Source organism: Mesorhizobium sp. Primo-A, assembly GCF_003997175.1.
Lineage (GTDB): Bacteria > Pseudomonadota > Alphaproteobacteria > Rhizobiales > Rhizobiaceae > Mesorhizobium > Mesorhizobium ciceri.
Genome location: NZ_RZTG01000005.1, coordinates 147,546 through 168,820, shown reverse-complemented (window position 1 = coordinate 168,820; position 21,275 = coordinate 147,546). Strand labels below are relative to the sequence as shown.

Annotated in this window: 18 protein-coding genes; 12 read left to right on the top strand and 6 right to left on the bottom strand. The window is 64.4% G+C overall.

Annotated features, from left to right (window positions below):
- Positions 1 to 26: 26 nt before the first annotated feature.
- The gene (locus EOC83_RS11430) at positions 27 to 2,012 is read right to left on the bottom strand and encodes a TadE/TadG family type IV pilus assembly protein (protein WP_027163218.1); all 1,986 of its coding nucleotides are present in this window, start codon (positions 2,010 to 2,012) and stop codon (positions 27 to 29) included.
- A 230-nt stretch (positions 2,013 to 2,242) separates the two neighbouring features.
- On the opposite strand from EOC83_RS11430, the gene EOC83_RS11425 reads away from it, so the two are divergent.
- Both EOC83_RS11425 and EOC83_RS11420 read left to right on the top strand, forming a co-directional pair.
- Positions 2,243 to 3,103 carry a TIGR01459 family HAD-type hydrolase gene (locus tag EOC83_RS11425; protein WP_063170199.1) on the top strand — a complete coding sequence of 287 codons (861 nt, stop codon included), beginning with the start codon at positions 2,243 to 2,245 and terminating at the stop codon, positions 3,101 to 3,103.
- A gap of 6 nt (positions 3,104 to 3,109) precedes the next feature.
- On the top strand, positions 3,110 to 4,090 hold the full coding sequence (locus EOC83_RS11420; RefSeq protein ID WP_063170200.1) for a bifunctional riboflavin kinase/FAD synthetase: 981 nt from the start codon (positions 3,110 to 3,112) through the stop codon (positions 4,088 to 4,090).
- Between the two features lies 1 nt (position 4,091).
- On the opposite strand, the gene EOC83_RS11415 is transcribed toward EOC83_RS11420, so the two are convergent.
- Complete coding sequence (locus EOC83_RS11415) at positions 4,092 to 4,646, bottom strand: HdeD family acid-resistance protein (protein WP_013532362.1); 555 nt, start codon at positions 4,644 to 4,646, stop codon at positions 4,092 to 4,094.
- Between the two features lie 194 nt (positions 4,647 to 4,840).
- On the opposite strand from EOC83_RS11415, the gene EOC83_RS11410 reads away from it, so the two are divergent.
- The 3 genes from EOC83_RS11410 (at position 4,841) to EOC83_RS11400 (ending at position 9,724) form a co-directional block, all read left to right on the top strand.
- The gene (locus EOC83_RS11410; RefSeq protein ID WP_024504841.1) at positions 4,841 to 5,647 is read left to right on the top strand and encodes a MipA/OmpV family protein; all 807 of its coding nucleotides are present in this window, start codon (positions 4,841 to 4,843) and stop codon (positions 5,645 to 5,647) included.
- 234 nt (positions 5,648 to 5,881) lie between these two features.
- Positions 5,882 to 8,845, top strand: a complete 2,964-nt coding sequence (ileS, locus tag EOC83_RS11405) for an isoleucine--tRNA ligase (RefSeq protein WP_063167720.1) — start codon at positions 5,882 to 5,884, stop codon at positions 8,843 to 8,845.
- Between the two features lie 207 nt (positions 8,846 to 9,052).
- Positions 9,053 to 9,724: a hypothetical protein gene (locus EOC83_RS11400; protein ID WP_013532359.1), complete on the top strand. Its 672-nt coding sequence runs from the start codon at positions 9,053 to 9,055 to the stop codon at positions 9,722 to 9,724.
- A 36-nt stretch (positions 9,725 to 9,760) separates the two neighbouring features.
- Here the strand turns inward: EOC83_RS11400 and EOC83_RS11395 are convergent, their stop codons facing one another.
- A complete protein-coding gene (locus EOC83_RS11395) occupies positions 9,761 to 10,210 on the bottom strand; it encodes a nucleoside deaminase (protein ID WP_013532358.1) in 450 nt (149 codons plus the stop codon).
- Positions 10,211 to 10,392: 182 nt separating this feature from the next.
- On the opposite strand from EOC83_RS11395, the gene EOC83_RS11390 reads away from it, so the two are divergent.
- The 5 genes from EOC83_RS11390 (at position 10,393) to EOC83_RS11370 (ending at position 16,947) form a co-directional block, all read left to right on the top strand.
- The gene (locus EOC83_RS11390) at positions 10,393 to 12,486 is read left to right on the top strand and encodes a pseudouridine synthase (protein ID WP_063167721.1); all 2,094 of its coding nucleotides are present in this window, start codon (positions 10,393 to 10,395) and stop codon (positions 12,484 to 12,486) included.
- Complete coding sequence (gene rsmD / locus EOC83_RS11385; RefSeq protein ID WP_024504838.1) at positions 12,483 to 13,037, top strand: 16S rRNA (guanine(966)-N(2))-methyltransferase RsmD; 555 nt, start codon at positions 12,483 to 12,485, stop codon at positions 13,035 to 13,037. Before EOC83_RS11390 ends, rsmD begins: the two co-directional genes overlap by 4 nt.
- A gap of 135 nt (positions 13,038 to 13,172) precedes the next feature.
- On the top strand, positions 13,173 to 14,561 hold the full coding sequence (locus tag EOC83_RS11380; protein ID WP_063167722.1) for a pitrilysin family protein: 1,389 nt from the start codon (positions 13,173 to 13,175) through the stop codon (positions 14,559 to 14,561).
- The gene (locus tag EOC83_RS11375; RefSeq protein WP_245441837.1) at positions 14,561 to 16,081 is read left to right on the top strand and encodes a pitrilysin family protein; all 1,521 of its coding nucleotides are present in this window, start codon (positions 14,561 to 14,563) and stop codon (positions 16,079 to 16,081) included. The genes EOC83_RS11380 and EOC83_RS11375 overlap by 1 nt, the downstream gene beginning before the upstream one ends.
- The gene (locus EOC83_RS11370) at positions 16,078 to 16,947 is read left to right on the top strand and encodes a patatin-like phospholipase family protein (protein WP_013532353.1); all 870 of its coding nucleotides are present in this window, start codon (positions 16,078 to 16,080) and stop codon (positions 16,945 to 16,947) included. Before EOC83_RS11375 ends, EOC83_RS11370 begins: the two co-directional genes overlap by 4 nt.
- Before the next feature lie 39 nt (positions 16,948 to 16,986).
- Here the strand turns inward: EOC83_RS11370 and EOC83_RS11365 are convergent, their stop codons facing one another.
- Together EOC83_RS11365 and efp are read right to left on the bottom strand one after the other, a co-directional pair.
- Positions 16,987 to 17,529, bottom strand: coding sequence for a dihydrofolate reductase family protein (locus EOC83_RS11365; RefSeq protein ID WP_063167724.1), 543 nt, complete (start codon positions 17,527 to 17,529; stop codon positions 16,987 to 16,989).
- 179 nt (positions 17,530 to 17,708) lie between these two features.
- Positions 17,709 to 18,278, bottom strand: coding sequence for an elongation factor P (gene efp / locus EOC83_RS11360; RefSeq protein ID WP_013532351.1), 570 nt, complete (start codon positions 18,276 to 18,278; stop codon positions 17,709 to 17,711).
- 117 nt (positions 18,279 to 18,395) lie between these two features.
- Between efp and epmA the strand changes: the two genes are divergently transcribed.
- Positions 18,396 to 19,436 carry an EF-P lysine aminoacylase EpmA gene (gene epmA / locus EOC83_RS11355; protein WP_063167725.1) on the top strand — a complete coding sequence of 347 codons (1,041 nt, stop codon included), beginning with the start codon at positions 18,396 to 18,398 and terminating at the stop codon, positions 19,434 to 19,436.
- 112 nt (positions 19,437 to 19,548) lie between these two features.
- On the top strand, positions 19,549 to 20,799 hold the full coding sequence (locus tag EOC83_RS11350) for an FAD-dependent oxidoreductase (RefSeq protein ID WP_082826431.1): 1,251 nt from the start codon (positions 19,549 to 19,551) through the stop codon (positions 20,797 to 20,799).
- Between the two features lie 23 nt (positions 20,800 to 20,822).
- On the opposite strand, the gene EOC83_RS11345 is transcribed toward EOC83_RS11350, so the two are convergent.
- Positions 20,823 to 21,239 (bottom strand): VOC family protein, encoded by a 417-nt coding sequence (locus EOC83_RS11345; protein ID WP_013532348.1) that lies wholly within the window; start codon positions 21,237 to 21,239, stop codon positions 20,823 to 20,825.
- Positions 21,240 to 21,275: the final 36 nt, after the last annotated feature.

Genomic DNA, 21,275 nt, shown 5'->3' with positions numbered 1-21,275 from the left:
TCCAGCCAGCCCCCGAAGCCTGAGGATCAGCCGACGATGCGCAGGTTCGACAATTCGTTGCCGATTTCCTTGAAATCGTTCGACAAGCTGGCGCCGGTGGCATTCCAGAACAGTTTTGCCGGCTTGCTCGCGTCCGTTGGATCCTTGCGGAAGCGCGAGTTCGACGAGCAGGATTTCAGCGCCTCGATCGCCTGCTGATCGGCGGTTTTGGTCGTCGACAGGTCGAGCGCCACCGTCATCACCATGATATTGGCTGCCTTGGCGTTGTTGCAAAGCGTCGCCATCTGCTCGTTGAGCGCGTTGGTGTAGTTGCCGTTCGAATAGTCGAACTGGCCAATGGCGCTCGATGTGCCCATGAACAGGCGGCCCACCGAAGTGCCGTTGTAGCCTGGGTTGAGATAGCCGAAGGACGCATAGGTCGATTTCGAATCGGCGGGGTCGGAATGGCTGAGCGAGGACGGCGTGTAGTAGGTATTGGCGCCGTCGGTCAGCACGATGACGACCTTGTCGTTGCCTCTCTCGGTTTCCGGGCGGCCTTGCGTGAACGGCTCGCCGCTCGAAACCACCCGCCAACCCCAGGCCATGCCTTCGGGAACATTGGTGCCGCCATCGGGCTTCATCAGGTCGATCGCGGCCTTGATCGCGGTAAGCCCAGTGGTAACGCTGACATCGGTCAGCGGCGTGATCGGGTTGGTGGAGCAGCTGTAGTTCGGCCCGTTGCCGGCGGCCAGCGCCGGCGCATTGATCGGCCTCGGTTGGAAATATTTGGACATGTTGCGCAGCCGGGATTGGCCGGTGCTGCTCGTCGGGTCGTCATTCCACCAGCTGTTGATGGCGCCATAGGTCGTCGGCGCGGCCTCGTCGGGATCCTGGGTGAGCCTCCAATGGTTGCCGGGTTCGTCCGGGGCGAACATCGGCACAAACATCGTCGCCGGATCGCCGACCCCTATGCCGGTGTTCGCCGAGCCGCCGGAAGGCGCCGCGTCGTTGACATTGTAGGGATAAGGCCTGGCCTCGACGCAGCCCTGCCAACTGGCGAACGGGCCATAGGTGTCGATGTAGTCGTATTCGTCGTGGTCGCGTTTGCAGGTGTTGTTCGGGTTGTATTCGTCGCACACCACGCGCTTGCTGTTGACGACACGCTCATGGTTGGTGACGACCTTCATGTCGCGATAGAGCGAAAACCGGGTCAGCATCTGGCCTTCGTCGGTTCCCCATCCGGTGCCGCGCTTGTACCAGATGCCGTTGGTCTGCTGGGCGTATTTGTCGGCTGCGTTCAGCGTCGACCAGTCGAAATTCTCGTTCGATACCGGCGACAATCCTTCGGTATCCATCCAGGGCGCATTGCCGTTGCCGGGCCCGACATTGACCGAGGCGGCAAACGGCACGAGGCCGAACTGCACCGGCCTGTCGACCTGCTTGATCATCGCCGCCTGCTGGGCCAGCGTGTCGACCAGCTGTTTTGCCGCGGTCTTGAGAAGGTCGATGCGCGTTTGCCCCGAGCCCGTTCCGGTCTTGGTCATCGACCCGGAATTGTCGAGTACCAGGGCGACTTCAAGAGTGTTCTTCAGCCGCACTTCCGAGGTGATGTTGAAGCTGATCCTCTGGTTGGCGTCGGTTTCGGATTTGCCGACGAGCTGGCCGAAGACCGGATAGAAATAGGGCTTGTAGTCCAGCCGCGCGGTCATCTTGAGCAAGCCGCCGCCGGTGGTGTTGCTTGGCAAGGTGACGGTGAGCGTCGTATTGGCGGGATTGATCTTGTTGAGGTTGGCATTGAAGAAGTCGAGCGCATAGGCCCTCAACTGGTCGTCGGTGGCACCCTCCGTCAGCCGGCGCGCCGTGGCGAAGTTTGCGGCATCGAGCGCGTTCGAAACCGCCTGTTTTTCGCGGCTCATCTCGGTGAAGTCGACGGCCATTGCCAGGGCGCCCATCAGCGGAACCATAGCGACGACCGTCATAAGAGCATAGTTGCCGCGTTGGTCGCGGCAGAACTGACGCCAAAGTCCATGCATGTCTTGGAGCGGCCCCCGCCGGCGGATTCTCGATCGACGCCAGCTTTCCACAAAACGCTGAAGGCCGGGTTTGGCAAATCGCTCTATTGCCGGGTCAGCACTTCACCAACCGCTAACCAATCGTGCCTGGCGAAAGCTGGTGACAGGCCGGAATGGTTCGGCTAATCCGAACCGGCTGCGGCGAACCGTCTGTCGTGGCGGTCGCAACGATCATGACTGAAGGAAACGGCATGGCGGATTCGCCTGAAATCATCGGCTCGCTCGAAGACGTGTCGAAGGCCTATTCGGCAATCCTGTGCGACGTCTGGGGCGTGGTCCATAATGGCGAAACGCATTTCCCTGTGGCGGCCTCCGCATTGGCAAGGGCTCGAGAGGCGAAAATCCCCGTCGTCCTGATCACCAATTCGCCGCGCAGAAGTGCCGATGTCGTGGCGCAGATGAACGCGATCGGTGTTCCACCGTCAGCCTACGACCGGGTGGTTACCTCAGGCGACGTGACCCGGGATCTGATCGCCGAAGGGCCGCGCAAGATTTTCCATATCGGCGCCGACCGCGACTTCACCCTCTATGAAGGTCTCGACGTCGAGCTTGTCGAGGAGTTCGAGGCGTCCGGCGTCGTCTGTACCGGCCTGTTCGACGACGAGGTCGAGAAGCCCGAGGATTACGCGGAGCTCCTGCGGCGGCTGCGCGCCAGGAACCTGCCTTTCATCTGCGCAAATCCCGACATCGTGGTCGAACGTGGCGAACGCATCATCTGGTGTGCCGGCGCGCTGGCGCGTGACTATGCCCAGCTCGGCGGCCGCACATTGATCGCTGGAAAACCTTACGCGCCGATCTACAATCTCGCGATGAAGGAGGTTGCCGAGATTCTTGGCCAGCCGGTCGAGCGCGGCCAGGTGCTGGCCATCGGCGACGGCATGATGACCGATGTGAAGGGCGCCGCCGACAATGGCTTCGATGTTCTTTATGTCTCCGGCGGTATCCATGCCCGCGACTATGGCGATGCCCTGCAACCGGATCCGGCAAGATTGGCGGCCTTCCTGGAAAAGCATGGCTATGGTCCGGTGGCCGTCATTCCCAGACTTCGGTAGGTGACGATGGCAGCCTTCCAGCGCATCCTGGCAACCGCGCCGCTTCCCGCCGACCTGCGCGGCGGCGTCGTGGCGATCGGCAATTTCGATGGCGTCCATCGCGGCCATCAGGCGGTGCTCGAGCGAGCCTCGGCGGAGGCAGGACGGCGCGGCGTGCCGGCCCTGGTGCTGACATTCGAACCGCATCCGCGCAAGATCTTCAGGCCTGATATCCCGTTGTTCGTGCTGACGCCGCCGCCGATGAAGGCGCGGCTGCTGTCGCTGCTGGGCTTTGCCGCGCTCGTCGAGCAGCCGTTCACGCGCGACTTCGCCTCGCTGTCGGCGGAAGCGTTCGTGACGGATGTGCTGGAAACGAACCTCGGCATTACTCACGCCGTAACCGGGTTCGACTTCCATTTCGGCAAGGATCGTCAGGGCGGCCCGGCCTACCTGATGGCGGCCGGCGAGCGTCACGGCTTCGGCGTCACGCTCGTCGACGCGTTCCGGGACGAGGGCGCCGAGGTGGTGTCGTCCAGCCGTATCCGCGGATTGCTGGGCGAGGGTGAAGTGGCTGAAGCCGCCGGTCTGCTCGGCTACCGGTTCACCGTCGAAAGCGAGGTGGTCGGCGGACAGCAGCTTGGCCGCACCCTTGGCTTTCCAACCGCGAATATGAGGCTGTCGGCTGAAGCCGCACTCAGGGAGGGCATCTATGCCGTCCGCTTCCGCCGCGCCGACGGCACGCTTCACGACGGCGTCGCCAGCTTTGGCCGACGCCCGACAGTCGACGACAACGGCGCGCCGCTGCTGGAAACCTTTGTCTTCGATTTCTCCGGCGACCTCTATGGCGAGGTTTGTCAGGTTTCCTTCTTCGGTTTCCTGCGTCCGGAGGTGAAGTTCGAGGGGCTCGACGCGCTGGTCGCGCAGATGAAGCGCGATGAAGCCGAGGCACGCGCGCTGCTTGCCGGCGTCAGGCCGCTCTCCGACCTCGACGCTGCGATGGCATTTTAAGCTACTTCTTCAGTGCCAGGCCAACGGCGATGAAGGTCCAGCCCTGGAAGATCAGATCGATCGCCAGGAACAGACCGAGCACCCACAGGCTGTTGACCGGCCAGCCCATGGCGATGATCAGGCCCGCAAGCGCGGTGATGACACCGGCAGCGACGATCCAGCCCCAGCCGCGTTCCGGCCGATGGCTGTAGCCGACCCAGGCCCTGAGCACCCCTGACGCGACCAGCGCAATCGCCAGCAGGAATGTCAGCACCGCCGAGGCAAGCAACGGATTGCCGAAAGCGAAGAAGCCGGCAACGGCGTACAGCAGTCCGCTGAGCAGCCAGTAGAAGAAGCGGCTCCAGGTCTTGACGCCGAACGCGTGCACGATCTCGATGATGCCCGCCATCAGCATCAGCCATCCCACGACGTAGACGGAAGCCACCGTGGCGACGAACAGGTTGGCGAAGGCAATGCCGCCGAAGATGAGCAGCAGCACACCGAGCGCGACAAACCATCCCCATTTTGTCCGTGTCTGTTCGATCGCGATTTTCAGGGCGTCGCCATGCAGGGTCATTGTCGCGGTCTCCATCGAGGGCTGCGGAATACTGCGGATGGAAGGTAATCCGGGCGCGGGCCAACGTCCAGTCGATGACCGGCAGCGGCATCGCGGCAAAGCGCGAGCGTATGTCTCGGGTTTAAATCAAATTTTACCAAACGGCCGTCAAAGCTGTCATCGGTAATCGTGTGTGTCGTGTTAGTGGAGTGGCCATGAGTCCGGTCGGAAGAATCTCTCTAGTGTTGGCCGCTGCGGTGCTGGGCGGGGCGGGCGCCGCCAATGCGGGCGAGGGCAGCTGGCTGTCCGGCGACTGGTATCTGACCGTTGGCGCCACCGGCCTGGTCGCGCCCAATTTCGAGGGCGGCAGGAAATACATGCTGAGCGCCCAACCCATCATCTCATTGGGCAAGGCCGGACCGGCGGCACGCTTTGTCTCGCGCAACGACAACATCTCGTTGGCGCTGGTCGACGATGGCGGTGTCCGCGCCGGCCTGACCGGCAAGTTCCTGTTTTCCCGCGACGACGACAACGCCGATGAACTGAAGGGCCTCGATCCGGTGCGCTGGGGCGGCGAAGTCGGCGGCTTCTTCGAATTCTATCCGACGGACTGGCTGCGCGCCCGCGCCGAGCTGCGCCACGGCATTCGCGCCCACAACGGCTTTGTCGCCGACATCGCCGCCGATGCCTTTTACGACGTGACGCCGACCGTCAGGATTTCGGGAGGACCGCGTGTTTCCTTCGCCTCTGGCAACTATTTTGACGCCTATTATGGCGTCAACGCGCAGGAGGCGGTGGCCTCGGGCCTGAGCGAATACCATCCCGGTGGCGGGCTGAAATCGACCGGCCTTGGCGGCGCCATAACCTGGAAGGTGACCGAGCCGATGACCGCCAGCCTGTTTGGCGAATATTCGCGCCTGATGGGACCGGCGGCCGATTCCAGCCTGGTCAAGGAGCGTGGCGACCGCAACCAGTTCACGGTCGGCGTGTCGACCACCTACCGCTTCGATTTCACGATGTAGGTGAATCGAACGAGAGACGCTTTATTCCTGCCGTGGCTTCGGCTAAAAGCCCAGCCATGACCAGCTTTTCGCGCCTTTTCGCGATCGCGATACGAATTACAGGCCCGGTGTTCCGGGTGGCCTGAGCGCCGCCGGAGCCGCCGGGAGTTTCTGCGCGCCCCTCGCGCTTTTTTCATAACATGATAGTTCACGCCCGAGCTTGTACGCCCGCCGGGCAATGCACATGGCAGACCAATGACCGACACAACTGAAACGATCGACTATTCCAAGACGCTTTATTTGCCGCAGACGGACTTCCCGATGCGCGCCGGCTTGCCGGAGAAGGAGCCGCTGCTGGTCAAGCGCTGGCAGGACATGGATCTCTACCGCAAGCTGCGCGAGAGCGCTGCCGGCCGCACGAAATACGTGCTGCATGACGGCCCGCCCTACGCCAATGGCAACATCCATATCGGCCATGCGCTGAACAAGATCCTCAAGGACGTCATCACCCGCTCGTTCCAGATGCGCGGTTACGACTCGAACTATGTGCCCGGCTGGGACTGTCACGGCCTGCCGATCGAATGGAAGATCGAGGAGCAGTACCGCGCCAAGGGCAAGAACAAGGACGAGGTACCGGTTAACGAGTTCCGCAAGGAATGCCGCGAATTCGCCGCGGGTTGGATCACAGTGCAGGGGGCCGAGTTCCAGCGCCTCGGCGTCATCGGCGACTTCAAGAACCCCTATACGACGATGGCTTTCCATGCCGAGTCGCGCATCGCCGGCGAGCTTTTGAAATTTGCCATGTCGGGCCAGCTCTATCGCGGCTCCAAGCCGGTGATGTGGAGCGTGGTCGAGCGCACGGCGCTGGCCGAGGCCGAGATCGAATACCACGACTATGAGAGCGACACGATCTGGGTGAAGTTTCCGGTCGCCAGCCTTGTCCGCCCCATTGACGATGGCCAGACCAAGCTGACGGAGGGCGCCCTCGATCTGCTGCAGGCCCACGTCGTCATCTGGACGACGACGCCGTGGACGATCCCAGGCAACCGCGCCGTCAACTATTCGCCGCGTATAAATTATGGCCTCTACGAGGTCACGGCAGCCGAGAACGCGTTCGGCCCGCAGCCGGGCGAAAAGCTGATCTTTGCCGACGCACTGGCCGAAGACTCCTCGGCCAAGGCCAAGGTCACCTTGAATCGTCTCCGCAGCGTCTCGGCGCAAGAGCTTGGAAGCCTTACGCTTTCACATCCGCTCAAGGGCTTGGGCGGCGGCTACGAATTTGCCGTTCCGATGCTCGCCGGTGACCATGTCACCGACGATGCCGGCACCGGCTTCGTCCACACCGCGCCCGGACACGGCCGCGAGGACTTTGACGCCTGGATGGACGCGGCGGTGGATCTGCGCGCACGCGGCATCGATCCCGCCATCCCGTTCACCGTTGACGATGGCGGCTTCTTCACCAAGGACGCGCCGGGTTTCGGACCGGACCGCGAGGGTGGACCGGCGCGCGTCATCGACGACAACGGCAAGAAGGGCAACGCCAACCAGGCCGTCATCGACGAGCTGATCAAGCGCAACGCGCTGTTCGCGCGTGGCCGGCTGAAGCACAGCTATCCGCATTCGTGGCGGTCCAAAAAACCGATCATCTTCCGCAACACGCCGCAATGGTTCGTTTATATGGACAAGGACCTCGGCGACGGCTCGACGCTGCGCAGCCGGGCGCTCAAGGCCATCGACGAAACCCGTTTCGTGCCCGCCGCCGGCCAGAACCGCATCCGCGCCATGATCGAGGAGCGCCCGGACTGGGTGCTGTCGCGCCAGCGCGCCTGGGGCGTGCCGATCGCCGTCTTCGCCGATGTCGACGGCAATGTGCTGAAGGACGAAGCGGTCAACCAGCGCATCATGGACGCCTTCGAGAAGGAGGGCGCCGACGCCTGGTTCGCCGCTGGCGCCAAGGAGCGTTTCCTTGGCAATCACGATGCCTCCAAATGGAAGCAGGTGATGGACATCCTCGACGTCTGGTTCGATTCGGGCTCGACGCATGTCTTCACGCTGGAGGATCGCCCTGACCTGAAATGGCCGGCCGACGTCTATCTCGAAGGCTCCGACCAGCATCGCGGCTGGTTCCATTCCTCGCTGCTGGAAAGCTGCGGCACCAGGGGCAGGGCGCCTTACGATACTGTCGTCACCCATGGTTTCACCATGGACGAGGATGGCCGCAAGATGTCGAAGTCGCTCGGCAACACCGTGGTGCCGCAGGACGTCATCAAGCAGTCGGGCGCCGATATCCTGCGTCTGTGGGTGGTGACGACCGACTACTGGGAGGACCAGCGGCTCGGCAAGAACGTGCTGCAGACCAACATCGATGCCTACCGCAAGCTGCGCAACACCATCCGCTGGATGCTCGGCACGCTCGCCCATGACGATGGCGAAGAGGTGCCGCTGGAGAAGATGCCGGAGCTGGAGCGGCTGATGCTGCACCGGCTGGCCGAGCTCGATGAGGTCGTGCGCTCGGGCTACGACGCTTTCGAGTTCAAGCGCATCACCCGCATGCTGCTCGATTTCATGGTGGTCGAGCTGTCGGCGTTCTATTTCGACATCCGCAAGGACGCGCTCTACTGCGACGCGCCGTCGAGCCTGAAGCGCAAGGCTTCGGTGCAGGTGGTGCGCCATCTCTTCGATTGCCTGGTGAAATGGCTGGCGCCGATGCTGCCCTTCACCATGGAGGAGGCCTGGCTCGATCGTCATCCCGACGCGGTCTCGGTGCATCTCGACCAGTTCCCGCAAATCCCGGCGGACTGGCAGAACGAGGCGTTGGCGGAAAAGTGGCGCCAGGTGCGGCAGGTGCGGCGCGTCGTCACCGGCGCGCTGGAGATCGCGCGCGCCCAGAAGGTGATCGGATCGTCGCTGGAAGCGGTGCCGGTCGTCACCATCAACGATGCAGCGCTCGAAGCGGCGATTTCAGATGTCGACATGGCCGAGATGGCGATCACCAGCGATCTGGTCATCGCGCATGGCGAGGCACCGGCTGGTGCCTTCGCGATCGACGACGTCAGGGGTGTCGCCGTGGTGGTCGAGAAGGCCGAGGATCGCGGCCTGTTAAAATGCGCACGCTCATGGCGCTACACCGCCGATGTCGGCCAGGATCCGGAATTCCCGGATGTTTCGGCCAGGGATGCGGCGGTGCTGCATGAATTGAAGGCGCTTGGCCGGCTTTGACAGGCCGGCCAGCTTGATCGGTGCACAAATGCCACGCCGGGCGGGTGAAAACCGCCCGCGCGTTGCCCTTAACGAGTGGTTGAGGTAAACACGCGAAACTCCGGAAGACAAATTGTCGCCGGATTTCCGTCGCAAGTGCTTGGACGATGGGGACCGGCCACGAGGCTGGTGGCAATCGAGAGGCTGTCTAGAGTGGGACTTTTTGGCATGACCGAGAGATATAATGCGCGCCTGGCGCTGCTGGCGCCGCTTGTCGCGTCGGGCCTCGCTTTGTCCGGCTGCATGGGCTCTCCGACCTACGGCACCGACAAGACCGCCGGCGAACAGCTGGCCGGCGATATTTCAGGCGCCTTTTCATTTGCGCCGAAGCGCAAGGAACAGATCGACTACAAGCCGCGTCCGACGCTTGTAAAGCCGGCGCCCGGCCAGAAGGAAGCGCTGCCGGCCCCGCAGGACAGCATCGAGACGGCGAGCGCCGAATGGCCCGAATCGCCCGAGCAGCGCCGCGCCCGCTTGCGGGCCGATGCCACCGCCCATCAGAACGACCCGGCCTATCAGTCGGAGATCGTCGACGACGTGCAAACCGATCCGGCCTCGGTGAAAAGGGCGATGGCGGAGTCAGGCTCGAGCCACCCGCCGGCATGGACACCGGCCGATTCCGACAAAGGCCGTGCCGCCGAGATCCAGCGTCGCCTCGCCGACAGCAAGCAGGGCGATCCGAACACCCGCAAATATCTGAGCGAGCCTCCAGTGCAGTATCGTGTCGCGGCCGGCACCGCGCCGCAGAACGAGCTTGGCGAGGACGAGTACAAGAAGGAACGCCGTCTCAAGAAAGAGGCGGAAGGCAAGAAGGGCAGCGGCTGGTTCGATTGGCTGTAAGAACACCGAATTGTGTCGCCGGGCGTAGCGCCCGCTTCAGCCGCGCCGCTCCCGAAAAAATCCTTTAAGCAGCAGGCCTGCTTCGGTCTCGCCCATGCCCGGATAGATGTCGGGCGCGTGGTGGCAGGTCGGCGAGGCGAAGAAGCGCACGCCATTGACCACAGCGCCGCCCTTGTCGTCGGCGGCGCCGAAATAAAGCCGGCGCAGCCGGGCGAAGGAAATGGCGCCGGCGCACATGGCGCAAGGCTCCAGCGTCACATAGAGATCGTGCCCGGTCAGCCGCTCGGCCGACAGTTTGCGGCAGGCTTCGCGGATGACCAGCATCTCGGCATGCGCGGTCGGGTCGGCAAGTTCGCGTGTGCGGTTGCCGGCGCTGGCGACAACACCAGCGCCGTTGGCGATGACGGCGCCGACCGGCACTTCGCCTCGCAAGGCGGCAGCTTCGGCCTCCTTCAGCGCCAGCGCCATGAAATCGGGCCGCTTCACGCGATTTCCACTCCGATTATCTCCTCGCCACCTGACGGTGATCCTGTTATGGAGCGCATGACATCGAAAATCGGGACTCGGTTTTCGAAAATGATCATGCGCCACATCAAAAGTGCTACAGCGTTCGTTGCGCGCCCGAAAGGATGCGCCACGCTGTAGCAGCGCAAACGGATAAAGGCCACATGGACGACAACGACAAGAAATTCCGACCCAGGAAGGGGCCGGCCAAGAGTGGGCCGAAAGCCGCGGGACCGCGCAGCCGCGATGGCGCCGCGGGCAAGGGCGGCAAACCGTCCTTTGGCGCCAAGAAACCTTACGCACCGCGTGGCGACCGGCCGATGGCTGCCGATGGCGAGCGGCCGAAGCGCGATTTCAAGGGCGGCGACAAGCCTTTCAGCAAAGGCCCGCGTCCCGAAGGCAAGCCTTTTGAGAAACGCGAGGGGCCGCGCAAGCCCTATGCACCGCGCGGCGATCGCCCAATGGCCGCCGAAGGCGAGCACAAGCCCTATGAAAAGCGCGAAGGACCGCGCAAGCCCTACGCACCGCGCGGCGATCGTCCAATGGCCGCAGAAGGCGAGCGCAAACCGTATGAAAAGCGCGAGGGGCCACGCAAGCCCTATGCGCCGCGCGGCGACCGCCCGGTGGCCGCTGAAGGCGAGCGCAAGCCCTACGAGAAGCGCGAAGGGCCACGCAAACCCTATGCACCGCGGGGCGACCGGCCGGCTGCGGCGGCAGCGGGCGGCGAAAAGCGCTTCGACCGTCCCAAGCGCGATTTCAGTGACCGCGCCCCGCGTGACGCCGTCGATCGCCCAAAGCGTGACTTCAGCGATCGCCCGAAGCGGGATTTCAACGATCGGCCGCAAGGCGCGTCAGGCGGCAGCTTCAAGCCACGCCCGCGTCCCGCCGAGGCTGCGGAAGAGGCAGGCGAGCGCATCGCCAAGCGGCTGGCCCGCGCCGGCCTCGCCTCGCGCCGCGATGCCGAGGAGCTGATTGCCGCCGGCCGCGTCAAGGTCAATGGTCGCGCTCTGACTTCACCGGCCTTCAACGTGATGCCTGATGACATCATCCATCTCGACGGTATGGAAATCCCGCCGATCGAGCGCACAAGGCTGTTCCTGTTCCACAAGCCGGCCGGCGTCGTCACCACCAACCGCGATCCCGAGGGCCGCAAGACCGTCTTCGACGTGCTGCCGGCTGAATTGCCACGGCTGATGACCATCGGCCGGCTCGACATCAACACCGAAGGCCTGCTGCTGCTCACCAATGATGGCGGCCTGTCGCGCGTGCTCGAACTGCCGGCCACCGGCTGGCTGCGCCGCTACCGCGTGCGCGTCCACGGCAAGGTCGAGGAAAGCGCGCTTGCCGGCCTGCGCGAAGGCATCGCCGTCGACGGCGTCTTTTACGGCGCCATCGAAGCGACGCTCGATCGCGAGCAAGGCACCAATGCCTGGCTGACGATCGGCCTGCGCGAGGGCAAGAACCGCGAAGTCAGGAACATCCTGGGTTCGCTCGGCCTCGACGTGACGCGGCTGATCCGTATCTCCTACGGGCCGTTCCAACTCGATGACCTCGCCGAGGGCCATGTGCTGGAAATCAAGGGCAGGGTGTTGCGCGACCAGCTTGGCGAGCGCCTGGTCGAGGAATCCGGCGCCAATTTCGACGCCGATGTCACCAAGCCGTTTTCCAACAAGCCGGTGCGGCGCACCGAAGTTCGCGAGCCGGAGCCGGAACGGCCGAAATTCACCCGCGATGGCGAGCGCCGCCCGATCGGCGAGGGCGGGTTGATCAAGAATCGCAAGCGCCGCGAAGGCAGCCGCGATGAGGCTCTGGGCAAACTGTCGACAAGCCCCGACAGAAACGCTGAGAAGAGTTTTGGCGAACGCGCCCCGCGTCCCGAACGCAGCTTTGGCGACAAGCCGCGCGGCAATTTCGGCGACAAACCGCGCGGTGGCTTCGGCGACAAGCCGCGTGGTGCTTTTGGTGGCAAGCCGGGCGGTGGCAAAAAGTCCGAGCGCGAGCAGCGGCCGATCGAGCCGCCCGGCCAGCGCAAGGCCAATGTCTGGATGGCGCCAGGCGCGCGACCGATCGGCAAGGGCAGGGCCGAAGCTGACGCCGCCAAGGCGGCTGACGCCAAGGCGCGCAAGGCCTCGTTCAAACCGACCTATGGCAAACCGGCCGGTGCAAAGCCGTTCGGCAAGCCGCGCGGCGAACGTCCGGGCGGGGCTGGCGGCGGTGAGCGTCCGCGCAACGGTCCCCGAGGCCCCAAAGCGAGATGAGAATCGTCGGCGGTGAGTTTCGCGGGCGTCCGTTGGCGACGCCGCGCTCGAGCGCCATCCGTCCGACGACCGATCGTACCCGCGAGGCGGTCTTCAACGTGCTGGCGCATCGCTTTGCCGAGCAATTGGACGGGGCACGCGTGCTCGACCTGTTCGCCGGCACCGGCGCGCTGGGACTGGAAGCGCTGTCGCGCGGTGCCTCCTACGGTGTCTTCATCGAGGAATCGGCGGAAGGCCGTGGCCTGATCCGCGACAATGTCGAGGCCTTCGGGCTCACCGGCCGCACCAAGATCTTCCGCCGCGATGCCACCGGCCTCGGCGAGGCCGGCACGCTGGCGCCGTTCGGCCTTGTCTTCGCCGACCCGCCCTATGGCAAGGGCCTTGGCGAGCGCGCCTTGCAGTCGGCCAAAGCCGGCGGCTGGCTTCGCCCCGGCGCGCTGTGCGTGGTCGAAGAGGCCGCGGTGGCGTCCTTCGAGCCAGGCCCCGGCTTTTCGGTGCTGGACGAACGCAACTATGGCGAGACCGTCATCCGCTTCATCGAGGCGGCCTGATACGCCTCGTATCCTTGGCCGGGCATCCATGGGCCGGCCTCTTTGCCGCCGCCTTTGCCGGCAACATGATCAACAAATCACTTTGCTTGTCGCCAGCACCTTGCCTATCGTCTGTCGACAGAACCGGAGCCGTTGATGACATCCAGGATTGAATGGCTGCGGGGAACGCTGTTGGCGACCTCCTTGGCTTTTGTCACGACCAGCCCAGTGCTGGCCGAGAGCCCCGTCTTGCCCAACACGGTTCCGGCCGAGTTCAAGGTCACGGATTTCCTGCTCGACAACGGCATGGAGGTGGTCGTCATTCCCGACCACCGTGCGCCGATCGTCACCCACATGGTCTGGTACAAGATCGGCAGCGCCGACGAGCCGCCCGGCAAATCCGGCATCGCGCATTTCTTCGAACATCTGATGTTCAAGGCAACGACCAACCATGCGGCCGGCGAGTTCGACCGCGCCGTCTCCGATATCGGCGGATCCAACAACGCCTTCACCTCCTATGACTACACCGCTTTCCACGAGACGGTGGCGCCGTCGGCACTCGGGCTGATGATGAGCTTCGAGGCTGACCGCATGCGCAACCTCATCCTCACCGATGATGTCATCAAGACCGAGCGCGACGTCATCCTCGAGGAGCGCCGCTCGCGTATCGACAACAGCCCCGAGGCTGTGCTGGACGAGGAGGTCGATGCGACGCTGTGGCAGAACCAGCCCTATCGCATTCCGGTCATCGGCTGGATGCAGGAGATGCAGCAGCTGAACCGCGTCGACGCCACCGCCTTCTACGACAAATACTACCGGCCCAATAACGCCGTGCTGATCGTCGCCGGCGATGTCGAACCGGACACGGTGCGGGCGCTGGCCGAAAAGACCTATGGCAAGGTGGCGCGCGGCCCCGATCTGCCGCCCCGCATCCGCCCGGTCGAGCCGGAGCAGAACACCAAGCGCACGGTCACGCTCTCCGATGCCCGCGTCAGCGTGCCGAGCTTTTCCACGCAATGGGTGGTGCCGTCCTATCATTCGGGAAAGCCGGGCGAGGCGGAAGCGCTCGACCTCTTGGCGGAGATCCTCGGCGGCGGCAATCGCAGCCGGCTCTACCAGGCGCTTGTCGTCCAGCAAGGTATCGCATCCAGCGCCGGCGCCTTTTTCCAGGGCACCATGCTCGACGACACCAACTTCACCGTCTACGGCGCGCCGCGCGGCGATGCCAGGATTTCCGACGTCGAAGCGGCAGTCGATGCGGAGGTGGTGCGCATCGTCAAGGATGGCGTGACGCCATCGGAACTGGAAAAGGCCAAGGACCGCTATGTCAGGTCGATGATCTTTGCCCGCGACAAGCAGGATTCCATGGCCAACATCTACGGTTCGACGCTGGCCACCGGCGGCAATGTGCAGGACGTCCAGCAATGGACGGACCGCATCCGCAAGGTCACCGCAGACGAGGTCAAGGCGGTCGCCGCGCGCTATCTGGTGCTCGCCCGGTCGACGACCGGCTATCTCTTGCCGCAGCAACAGGCGGGGAATTGATGATGAATTCGATCCCCGTGAGCGAGGCAGCCCCCTCATCCGGCCGCTTCGCGGCCACCTTCTCCCCGCTGGGGAGAAGAGGCTGGCGCCAGCGCTGGCAAGCTCCTCTCCCCGTCGGGGAGAGGTCAGCCGAGCAAAGCGGAGGCTGGGTGAGGGGGAGCGCCGGCTTCCGCGATTGGTCGCTGCCGACGATTGCCGCATGGCGTGCACTCACCACCCTCTTTCTCTCCATCCTCTTCCTCATCCTGCCGGCGCTCACCGCGCGGGCCATGGAGATCCAGTCCGTCACCTCGCCAAAGGGCATCACCGCCTGGTTGGTCGAGGATTATTCCGTGCCGGTCGTGGCCATCCGCTTCGTCTTTGGCGGCGGCTCGACGCAGGATCCTGTCGGCAAGGAAGGACTGGCCAATCTGATGACCGGCCTGTTCGACGAAGGCGCCGGCCCGCTCGATAGTGAAGACTTCCAGATCAAGCTCGACGATGCCGGCGCCGAGATGAGCTTCGACGAGAGCCGCGACGGCATCTACGGCTCGATGCGCATGCTGGCCGAGCAGCGCGACCAGGCCTTCGACCTGCTGCGGCTGGCGGTCAACGAGCCGCGCTTCGACCAGTTGCCGATCGACCGCATCCGTTCCCAGATCCTGTCCGGCATCATCGCCGGCGAAAACGACCCGGACACGGTGGCGCAGAACAAATGGGCGCGCGCCCTCTATGGCGACCATCCCTATTCCCGCTCCGATCAGGGCACCAAGGAAAGCATCGCCGCCATCACGTCCGATGATCTGAAAGGCCTGCACAAAGCGGTGTTCGCGCGCGGCGGCCTGCATGTCGCCGTAGTCGGCGCCATCGACGCGGAGACGCTGAAGAAGAAGCTCGACATGGTGTTCGGCGACCTGCCGCAGAACCAGGCGCTGAGGCCTGTGGCCGATATCGACCCGAAGCTGGCGCAGCATATCGAGGTCGACTACGACCTGCCGCAGACCTCCCTGCAGCTCGCCTTTCCCGGCGTGAAGCGCAAGGCGGCGGATTTCTCCCCCGCCGTGCTGATGAACGAGATCCTCGGCGGCGGCACCTTCACCTCGCGCCTGTTCCAGGAAGTGCGCGAAAAGCGCGGACTGGCCTACAGTGTCAACTCCTCGCTCATCAACCAGGACCACGCTAACGCGTTGATCGTCAGCACCGGCACCCGGTCCGACCGTGCGGCCGAGACGCTTGGCATCGTCCGCGATGTCGTCAAGCAATTGGCCGAACAAGGCCCGACCGAAGCGGAACTGGCGGCGACCAAGAAATACATGATCGGCGCCTACGCCATCAACAATCTGGACTCGTCCAGCGCCATCGCCTCGACATTGGTCGAGTTGCAGCTCGACGATCTCGGCATCGACTACATGCAGCGCCGCGCCGGCTACATCAATGCGGTGACGCTCGAACAGGTCAAGGCGGCGGCGAAAAAGCTGCTGACCACCGAGCCGACCATCATGGTCATCGGCCCGAAACTGGCCGGAGCCGGCAAGGGATGAGCCCCACCTTCGGCATCGCCTTCGGCGGCGGCGGCGCGCGCGGGCTGGCCCACATCCATGTCATCGAGGCGCTGGACGAGCTCGGCATCAAGCCGGTGGCGATTGCCGGCTCGTCGATCGGCGCCATCATGGGTGCCGGCATGGCATCGGGTATGGCCGGCAAGGACATCCACGACTACGCCCGCTCGATCCTCGGCCGCCGCGCCGAGGTGGCCAGCCGCATGTGGCGGGCGCGGCCGGGCACGATAGCCGAAGCCATGCAGAACGGCATCCGCGTCAGCCAGTTCAATGTCGAGCGCATCCTGAAAGCCTTTCTGCCCGAGGCCATCCCCGAAACCTTTGCCGAGCTGAAGATCCCGCTGAAGGTGACGGCGACCGACTATTTCGGTCACAAGCTGGCCGTCTTCGAAGACGGCGACCTGCACTCCGCGCTGGCGGCGTCAGCGGCCATCCCTGCCGTGTTCCGTCCGGTGATGCGCGACGGCAGGCTGCTGATCGACGGCGGCATCTACAACCCCGTGCCGTTCGACCTGATCGAGAACGACGCCGACATCATCATCGGCGTCGACGTCGTCGGCGCGCCGGAAGAGGCCGACCGCAAACAGCCGACCTCCGTCGACCTGATGTTCGGCGCCACGCAATTGATGATGCAGTCGATCATCGCCAACAAGCTGAAGCAATGCCGCCCCGACATCCTGGTCCGCCCGGCAGTGTCGAGATACCGGGTCCTCGATTTCCTGAAGATCGACGCGCTGATGAACGAGACGGTGGATATCAAGGACGAACTGAAGCGGCAGGTGGAGAAGGCGGTGGAGGCGAGGAATAGCGCCGCCATCAAGGGGAGACGGGGCAAGCAGGTCGGGTGAGGATGCATCTCCCCATTCGATCTGAAAGGCTCCAACCGATTACGACTTAGCCGCCACCGGCGCATACTCCAGCGCCACAACGCCGTTGCTGAACGGCGTGGCCGAAATCAGTTCGAGCGACACCGGTTCGCCGCCTGGGAACAGCGGCTTGCCTTGGCCGACGGTGCCGGGATAACTGAGCAGCCTGACGCGGTCGACCAGGCCATGGCGCAGCAATTCCTGCGCGACGCTGAGGCTGCCATGCACATAGATGTTGCCGCCGCTGCCTTGCTTCAGCGTCCTGACCGCTTCCGGCAGCGGTCCCTTCAGCAATTCGGCAGGCTTCCAGTCGAGCGCCTTCAGGCTGTTCGACGCGACATATTTCGGCAGCGCGTTGAACCGTTCGGCAAAATCTCCGGTTTCCGTCGGCCAGGAGCCGGCAAAGATCTCATAGGTCGTGCGCCCCAAAAGCATGGCGCCGGTGTCGGCAAGCTCGTCCTCCTTGAACCTGTTCATCTCGTCGTTCCAAGTCATGCTTGGCAGCTTCTCGACCTCGGCAATGCCATCGACGCTGATGAATTCGGTGACGATAAGTTTTCGCATGGCGTTCTCCTTCTTCGCTCAAAGGACGGACCGCGCAGGGTCATTGCGACACGCTTCGTGAAAAATATCACTGTGCGGGCGGAGGCGCCGCGTTCAAGGGGAGACAGCGGAAGAGGACAAGGGTGAGCCCTGGTGAAACGCAGGGCTGGCCGGTAAACCCGTAACCCCACCGCTCGTCTTCAGTCCTTCGCCCGCTCCACATAAGCCCCATCCGCCGTCATCACCACCACGCGGGTGCCCGGCGCGATGTGGGGGGGCACCAGGGTGCGCACGCCGTTGGACAGCACGGCCGGCTTGTAGGACGACGAGGCCGTCTGTCCCTTGGTCGTCGGCTCGGTTTCCACCACTTCGAAGGTGGCGCGCTGCGGCAGCACCAGGGAAATGGCAATGCCGTTGAACTGCGACACCTGCACGGCCATGCCTTCCAGCAGGTAAGGTGCCATGTCGCCGACCACGGCTTCCGACACCGCCACCTGGTCGTAGGTTTCCGGGTTCATGAAGTGAAAGCCTTCGCCGTCGCGGTAGAGGAAGGTGTGCTCGCGCTCTTCGACATAGGCGCGCTCGACCTGCTCGGTGGTGCGGTAGCGTTCCGAAACCTTCACCCCGTCGCCGATGCGGCGCATGTCGAGCTGCGTTACCGGCGTGCCCTTGCCTGGGTGGATGTTTTCGGCAAAGAGGATCACATAAAGCTTGCCGTCCTTGTCGACGACATTGCCTTTGCGGAGCGAACTGGCGATGACTTTCACCACGGTTTTAAATCCTGCAAGAAGAGTTGACTGGCGTTTGCCGGCTAGTGCGGCGCTGGATGGGGGCCTACCGCATCTTGGCCGCCGCCGCCAGCCCCCTTCCACCATGTTCCGAGCCGCATGACCGAAGCTTCGCCCTGGTGGACGCCTGACGTTCACGCCGACCGCCGCCCGCGGCTGATGCTGCGCAATGGCATCGCCGCCGGCCTGCGCGACTGGTTCGCCGCCCATGATTTCGTCGAGGTGCAAACGGCGGCGCTGCAGGTCTCGCCCGGCAATGAGGCGCATCTGGCGGCTTTCGCCACGGAAGCGGTCGGGCCGGACGGTGCAAGGGCGCCACTCTATCTCCACACCTCGCCGGAATTCGCCTGCAAGAAGCTGCTCGCCGCCGGTGAAACCAGGATTTTCAGCTTCGGTCCGGTCTATCGCAACCGCGAGCGCGGCCCCTTGCATCATCCCGAATTCACCATGCTCGAATGGTACAGGGTGGGCGAGGCCTATGAGAGCCTGATGCTGGATTGTGCGGCCTTTCTGGCGCTGGCCGCGACAAGGACAGGGGCGACTCTTTTCTCTTTCCGGGGCCGCGACTGCGATCCGTTTGCCGAGCCGGAACGACTGACGGTGGCGGACGCTTTCGCCCACTATGCCGGCATCGACCTGCTGGCCACGGTCGCCGCCGACGGCAGCACCGACCGCGACGCGCTGCACGCCGCCTTGACCTATGCCGGCCTGCGCACCGCGCCCGACGACAGCTGGGCCGATCTGTTCAGCCGGGTGATGGTGGAAAAAATCGAGCCGTTGCTCGGGCAGGGCCGCGCGACCATCCTGTGCGAATATCCCGTCGCCGAGGCGGCACTGGCGCGGCCGAGCCAGCGCGACCCGCGCGTCGCCGAGCGTTTCGAGCTCTATTGCTGCGGCGTCGAACTCGCCAACGGCTTTGGCGAACTGACCGACGCCGACGAGCAGCGCCGGCGCTTTGTTATCGAGATGGACGAGAAGCAGCGCGTCTATGGCGAGCGCTATCCGCTGGACGAGGATTTTCTCTCAGCCCTTGCCATCATGCCGCCGGCCAGCGGCATCGCACTCGGCTTCGACCGGCTGGCGATGCTGGCGACCGGCGCGCAAAAAATCGAGGACGTGATCTGGACGCCTGTCGCCTGAGGGCGGAAAGATCTGGCCTATTCGATTCCAGGGATCAAGACTGGACCGTGACCCCGAACCAAGAGACCACATGATCGGTACTGGATTTCAAGGTCAATCGGGAAGATCTACAGTGGCTGCTTCTGAAACGGTCGAAATCGCCATTGTCGGCGCCGGAGTTGTCGGGCTGGCGACGGCACTTCGCCTTGTCGCGGACGGCCGCGAAGTCCTGCTCATCGATCCGAACGAGCCGGGCTCCGGCGCGTCGTTCGGCAATGCCGGAACGATCGCCGAATATGCCTGCATGCCGGTCGGCACTCCTGCGGTGCTGCGGGCATTGCCAAAGCTGCTGCTTGATCCCGACAGCCCGTTTTCGCTGCGCTGGCCGGCGCTGCTGCAGCTGGCGCCATGGCTCGTTCGGTTCATGCGGCAATCGCTGCCGGCGGCCACCCGGGCCAATGCACTGGCGCTCGCCGGACTGCTGGCCGACGCCCTTCCAGCCTGGGAAGACATGGTCGGGGAGGCCGGGCTGGAGGACCAGATGCGCCGCAATGGCTGTCTTTACCTCTATCGCCGCTTGAGCGATTTTGCCGCTGGCGCCGGCGGCCGGGCAATGCGCGCTGGGTTTGGCATCCACCAAGAGGTCCTGACTCCCGAAGAGGTGGCGGCGCTTGAGCCGGGCCTGCCGGCGACAGCAGCGCATGGCGTGTATTTTCCCGACTCGATCAATGTCACCGATCCGGCAATGGTGATGCGGCGGTTGCTGGGCGCGGTGAGTGCCCGTGGTGCATCGGTGAAGCAGGCAGAGATCACCGGGCTGCAGGTCGAGGCTGACGGTGTGCAGCTCAGCGGACCCGGCGTTCGCATCAAGGCTGGCACGGTGGTGATCGCCGCCGGTGCACGGTCGCGCGCACTGGCCGCGCAGGCCGGCGACAGGATTCCGCTCGAGACCGAGCGCGGCTATCATCTGGAATTCCAGACCGACGCGCCGCTGCTCAACCGACCTGTCTGTCCCGTCGATCTTGGTTTCTACCTGACGCCGATGGCTGGCCGCTTGCGGGTCGCCGGCACCGTCGAACTCGGCGGCCTGGTCGCGCCGCCAAATCCGCGCCGGCTGGCGCTGCTTGACCGTGGCGCCAGGCAAATTTTTCCCAGGCTCGGCTCGCCTGCCTCGCAATGGCTCGGCTTCCGGCCGTCCCTGCCGGATTCCAGGCCGGTCATCGGCGCTTCGCGCGGCAGCTCCCGCGTAATTCATGCTTTCGGGCACGGCCATCTCGGCCTGACGCTGGCTCCGATCACCGCGCGGCTGGTCGCCGACTTGATCGGCGGACGCGGCGATCCGGCTCGGCTCGCACCTTTCGCGGCGGGCCGTTTCGGCCGTTGATCGATGGATGCCCTCGATCTGAGCTAGTGCGCGAAAACCTGCTCCAGCGAGCGAAAGCCCTTGAATTCCAAGGCATTGCCCGAGGGGTCGCGGATGAACAGCGTTGCCTGTTCGCCGGGCTCGCCCTTGAAGCGGACCATCGGCCGTTCCAGCCAGTCGATGTCGTCGCGCGCCTCCAGCCGTGTCGCCAGGCGCTGCCAGTCGTCCATCAAGAGCACCGCGCCGAAATGCGGGATCGGCACGACAATGCCGTCGACCTTGCCGTCGCTGGGGGCCTGTGCGGCCTGCGGCCGCAGATGCGCCGACATCTGGTGACCGTAGAGGTCGAAGTCGACCCAGGTCGCTGACGAGCGGCCGATCGCGCAGCCCAGCACCTCGCCATAGAAAACGCGGGTTTCATCGAGATCACGGACCGGGAAGGCGAGATGGAAAGGCGTCATCGAAATGCTCCGTGCAGGCTGCGAACCGATTTTGCG

Bases quoted from the DNA above. Each gene is read 5' to 3' on its own strand.
- rsmD (WP_024504838.1), top strand. From the start codon at position 12,483: ATGAGAATCGTCGGCGGTGAGTTTCGCGGGCGTCCGTTGGCGACGCCG.
- EOC83_RS11430 (WP_027163218.1), bottom strand. From the start codon at position 2,012: ATGCATGGACTTTGGCGTCAGTTCTGCCGCGACCAACGCGGCAACTAT.
- EOC83_RS11365 (WP_063167724.1), bottom strand. From the start codon at position 17,529: ATGCGAAAACTTATCGTCACCGAATTCATCAGCGTCGATGGCATTGCC.
- EOC83_RS11400 (WP_013532359.1), top strand. From the start codon at position 9,053: ATGACCGAGAGATATAATGCGCGCCTGGCGCTGCTGGCGCCGCTTGTC.
- epmA (WP_063167725.1), top strand. From the start codon at position 18,396: ATGACCGAAGCTTCGCCCTGGTGGACGCCTGACGTTCACGCCGACCGC.
- EOC83_RS11380 (WP_063167722.1), top strand. From the start codon at position 13,173: ATGACATCCAGGATTGAATGGCTGCGGGGAACGCTGTTGGCGACCTCC.
- EOC83_RS11345 (WP_013532348.1), bottom strand. From the start codon at position 21,239: ATGACGCCTTTCCATCTCGCCTTCCCGGTCCGTGATCTCGATGAAACC.
- ileS (WP_063167720.1), top strand. From the start codon at position 5,882: ATGACCGACACAACTGAAACGATCGACTATTCCAAGACGCTTTATTTG.
- EOC83_RS11425 (WP_063170199.1), top strand. From the start codon at position 2,243: ATGGCGGATTCGCCTGAAATCATCGGCTCGCTCGAAGACGTGTCGAAG.
- EOC83_RS11420 (WP_063170200.1), top strand. From the start codon at position 3,110: ATGGCAGCCTTCCAGCGCATCCTGGCAACCGCGCCGCTTCCCGCCGAC.
- EOC83_RS11415 (WP_013532362.1), bottom strand. From the start codon at position 4,646: ATGACCCTGCATGGCGACGCCCTGAAAATCGCGATCGAACAGACACGG.
- EOC83_RS11370 (WP_013532353.1), top strand. From the start codon at position 16,078: ATGAGCCCCACCTTCGGCATCGCCTTCGGCGGCGGCGGCGCGCGCGGG.
- EOC83_RS11390 (WP_063167721.1), top strand. From the start codon at position 10,393: ATGGACGACAACGACAAGAAATTCCGACCCAGGAAGGGGCCGGCCAAG.
- EOC83_RS11375 (WP_245441837.1), top strand. From the start codon at position 14,561: ATGATGAATTCGATCCCCGTGAGCGAGGCAGCCCCCTCATCCGGCCGC.
- EOC83_RS11410 (WP_024504841.1), top strand. From the start codon at position 4,841: ATGAGTCCGGTCGGAAGAATCTCTCTAGTGTTGGCCGCTGCGGTGCTG.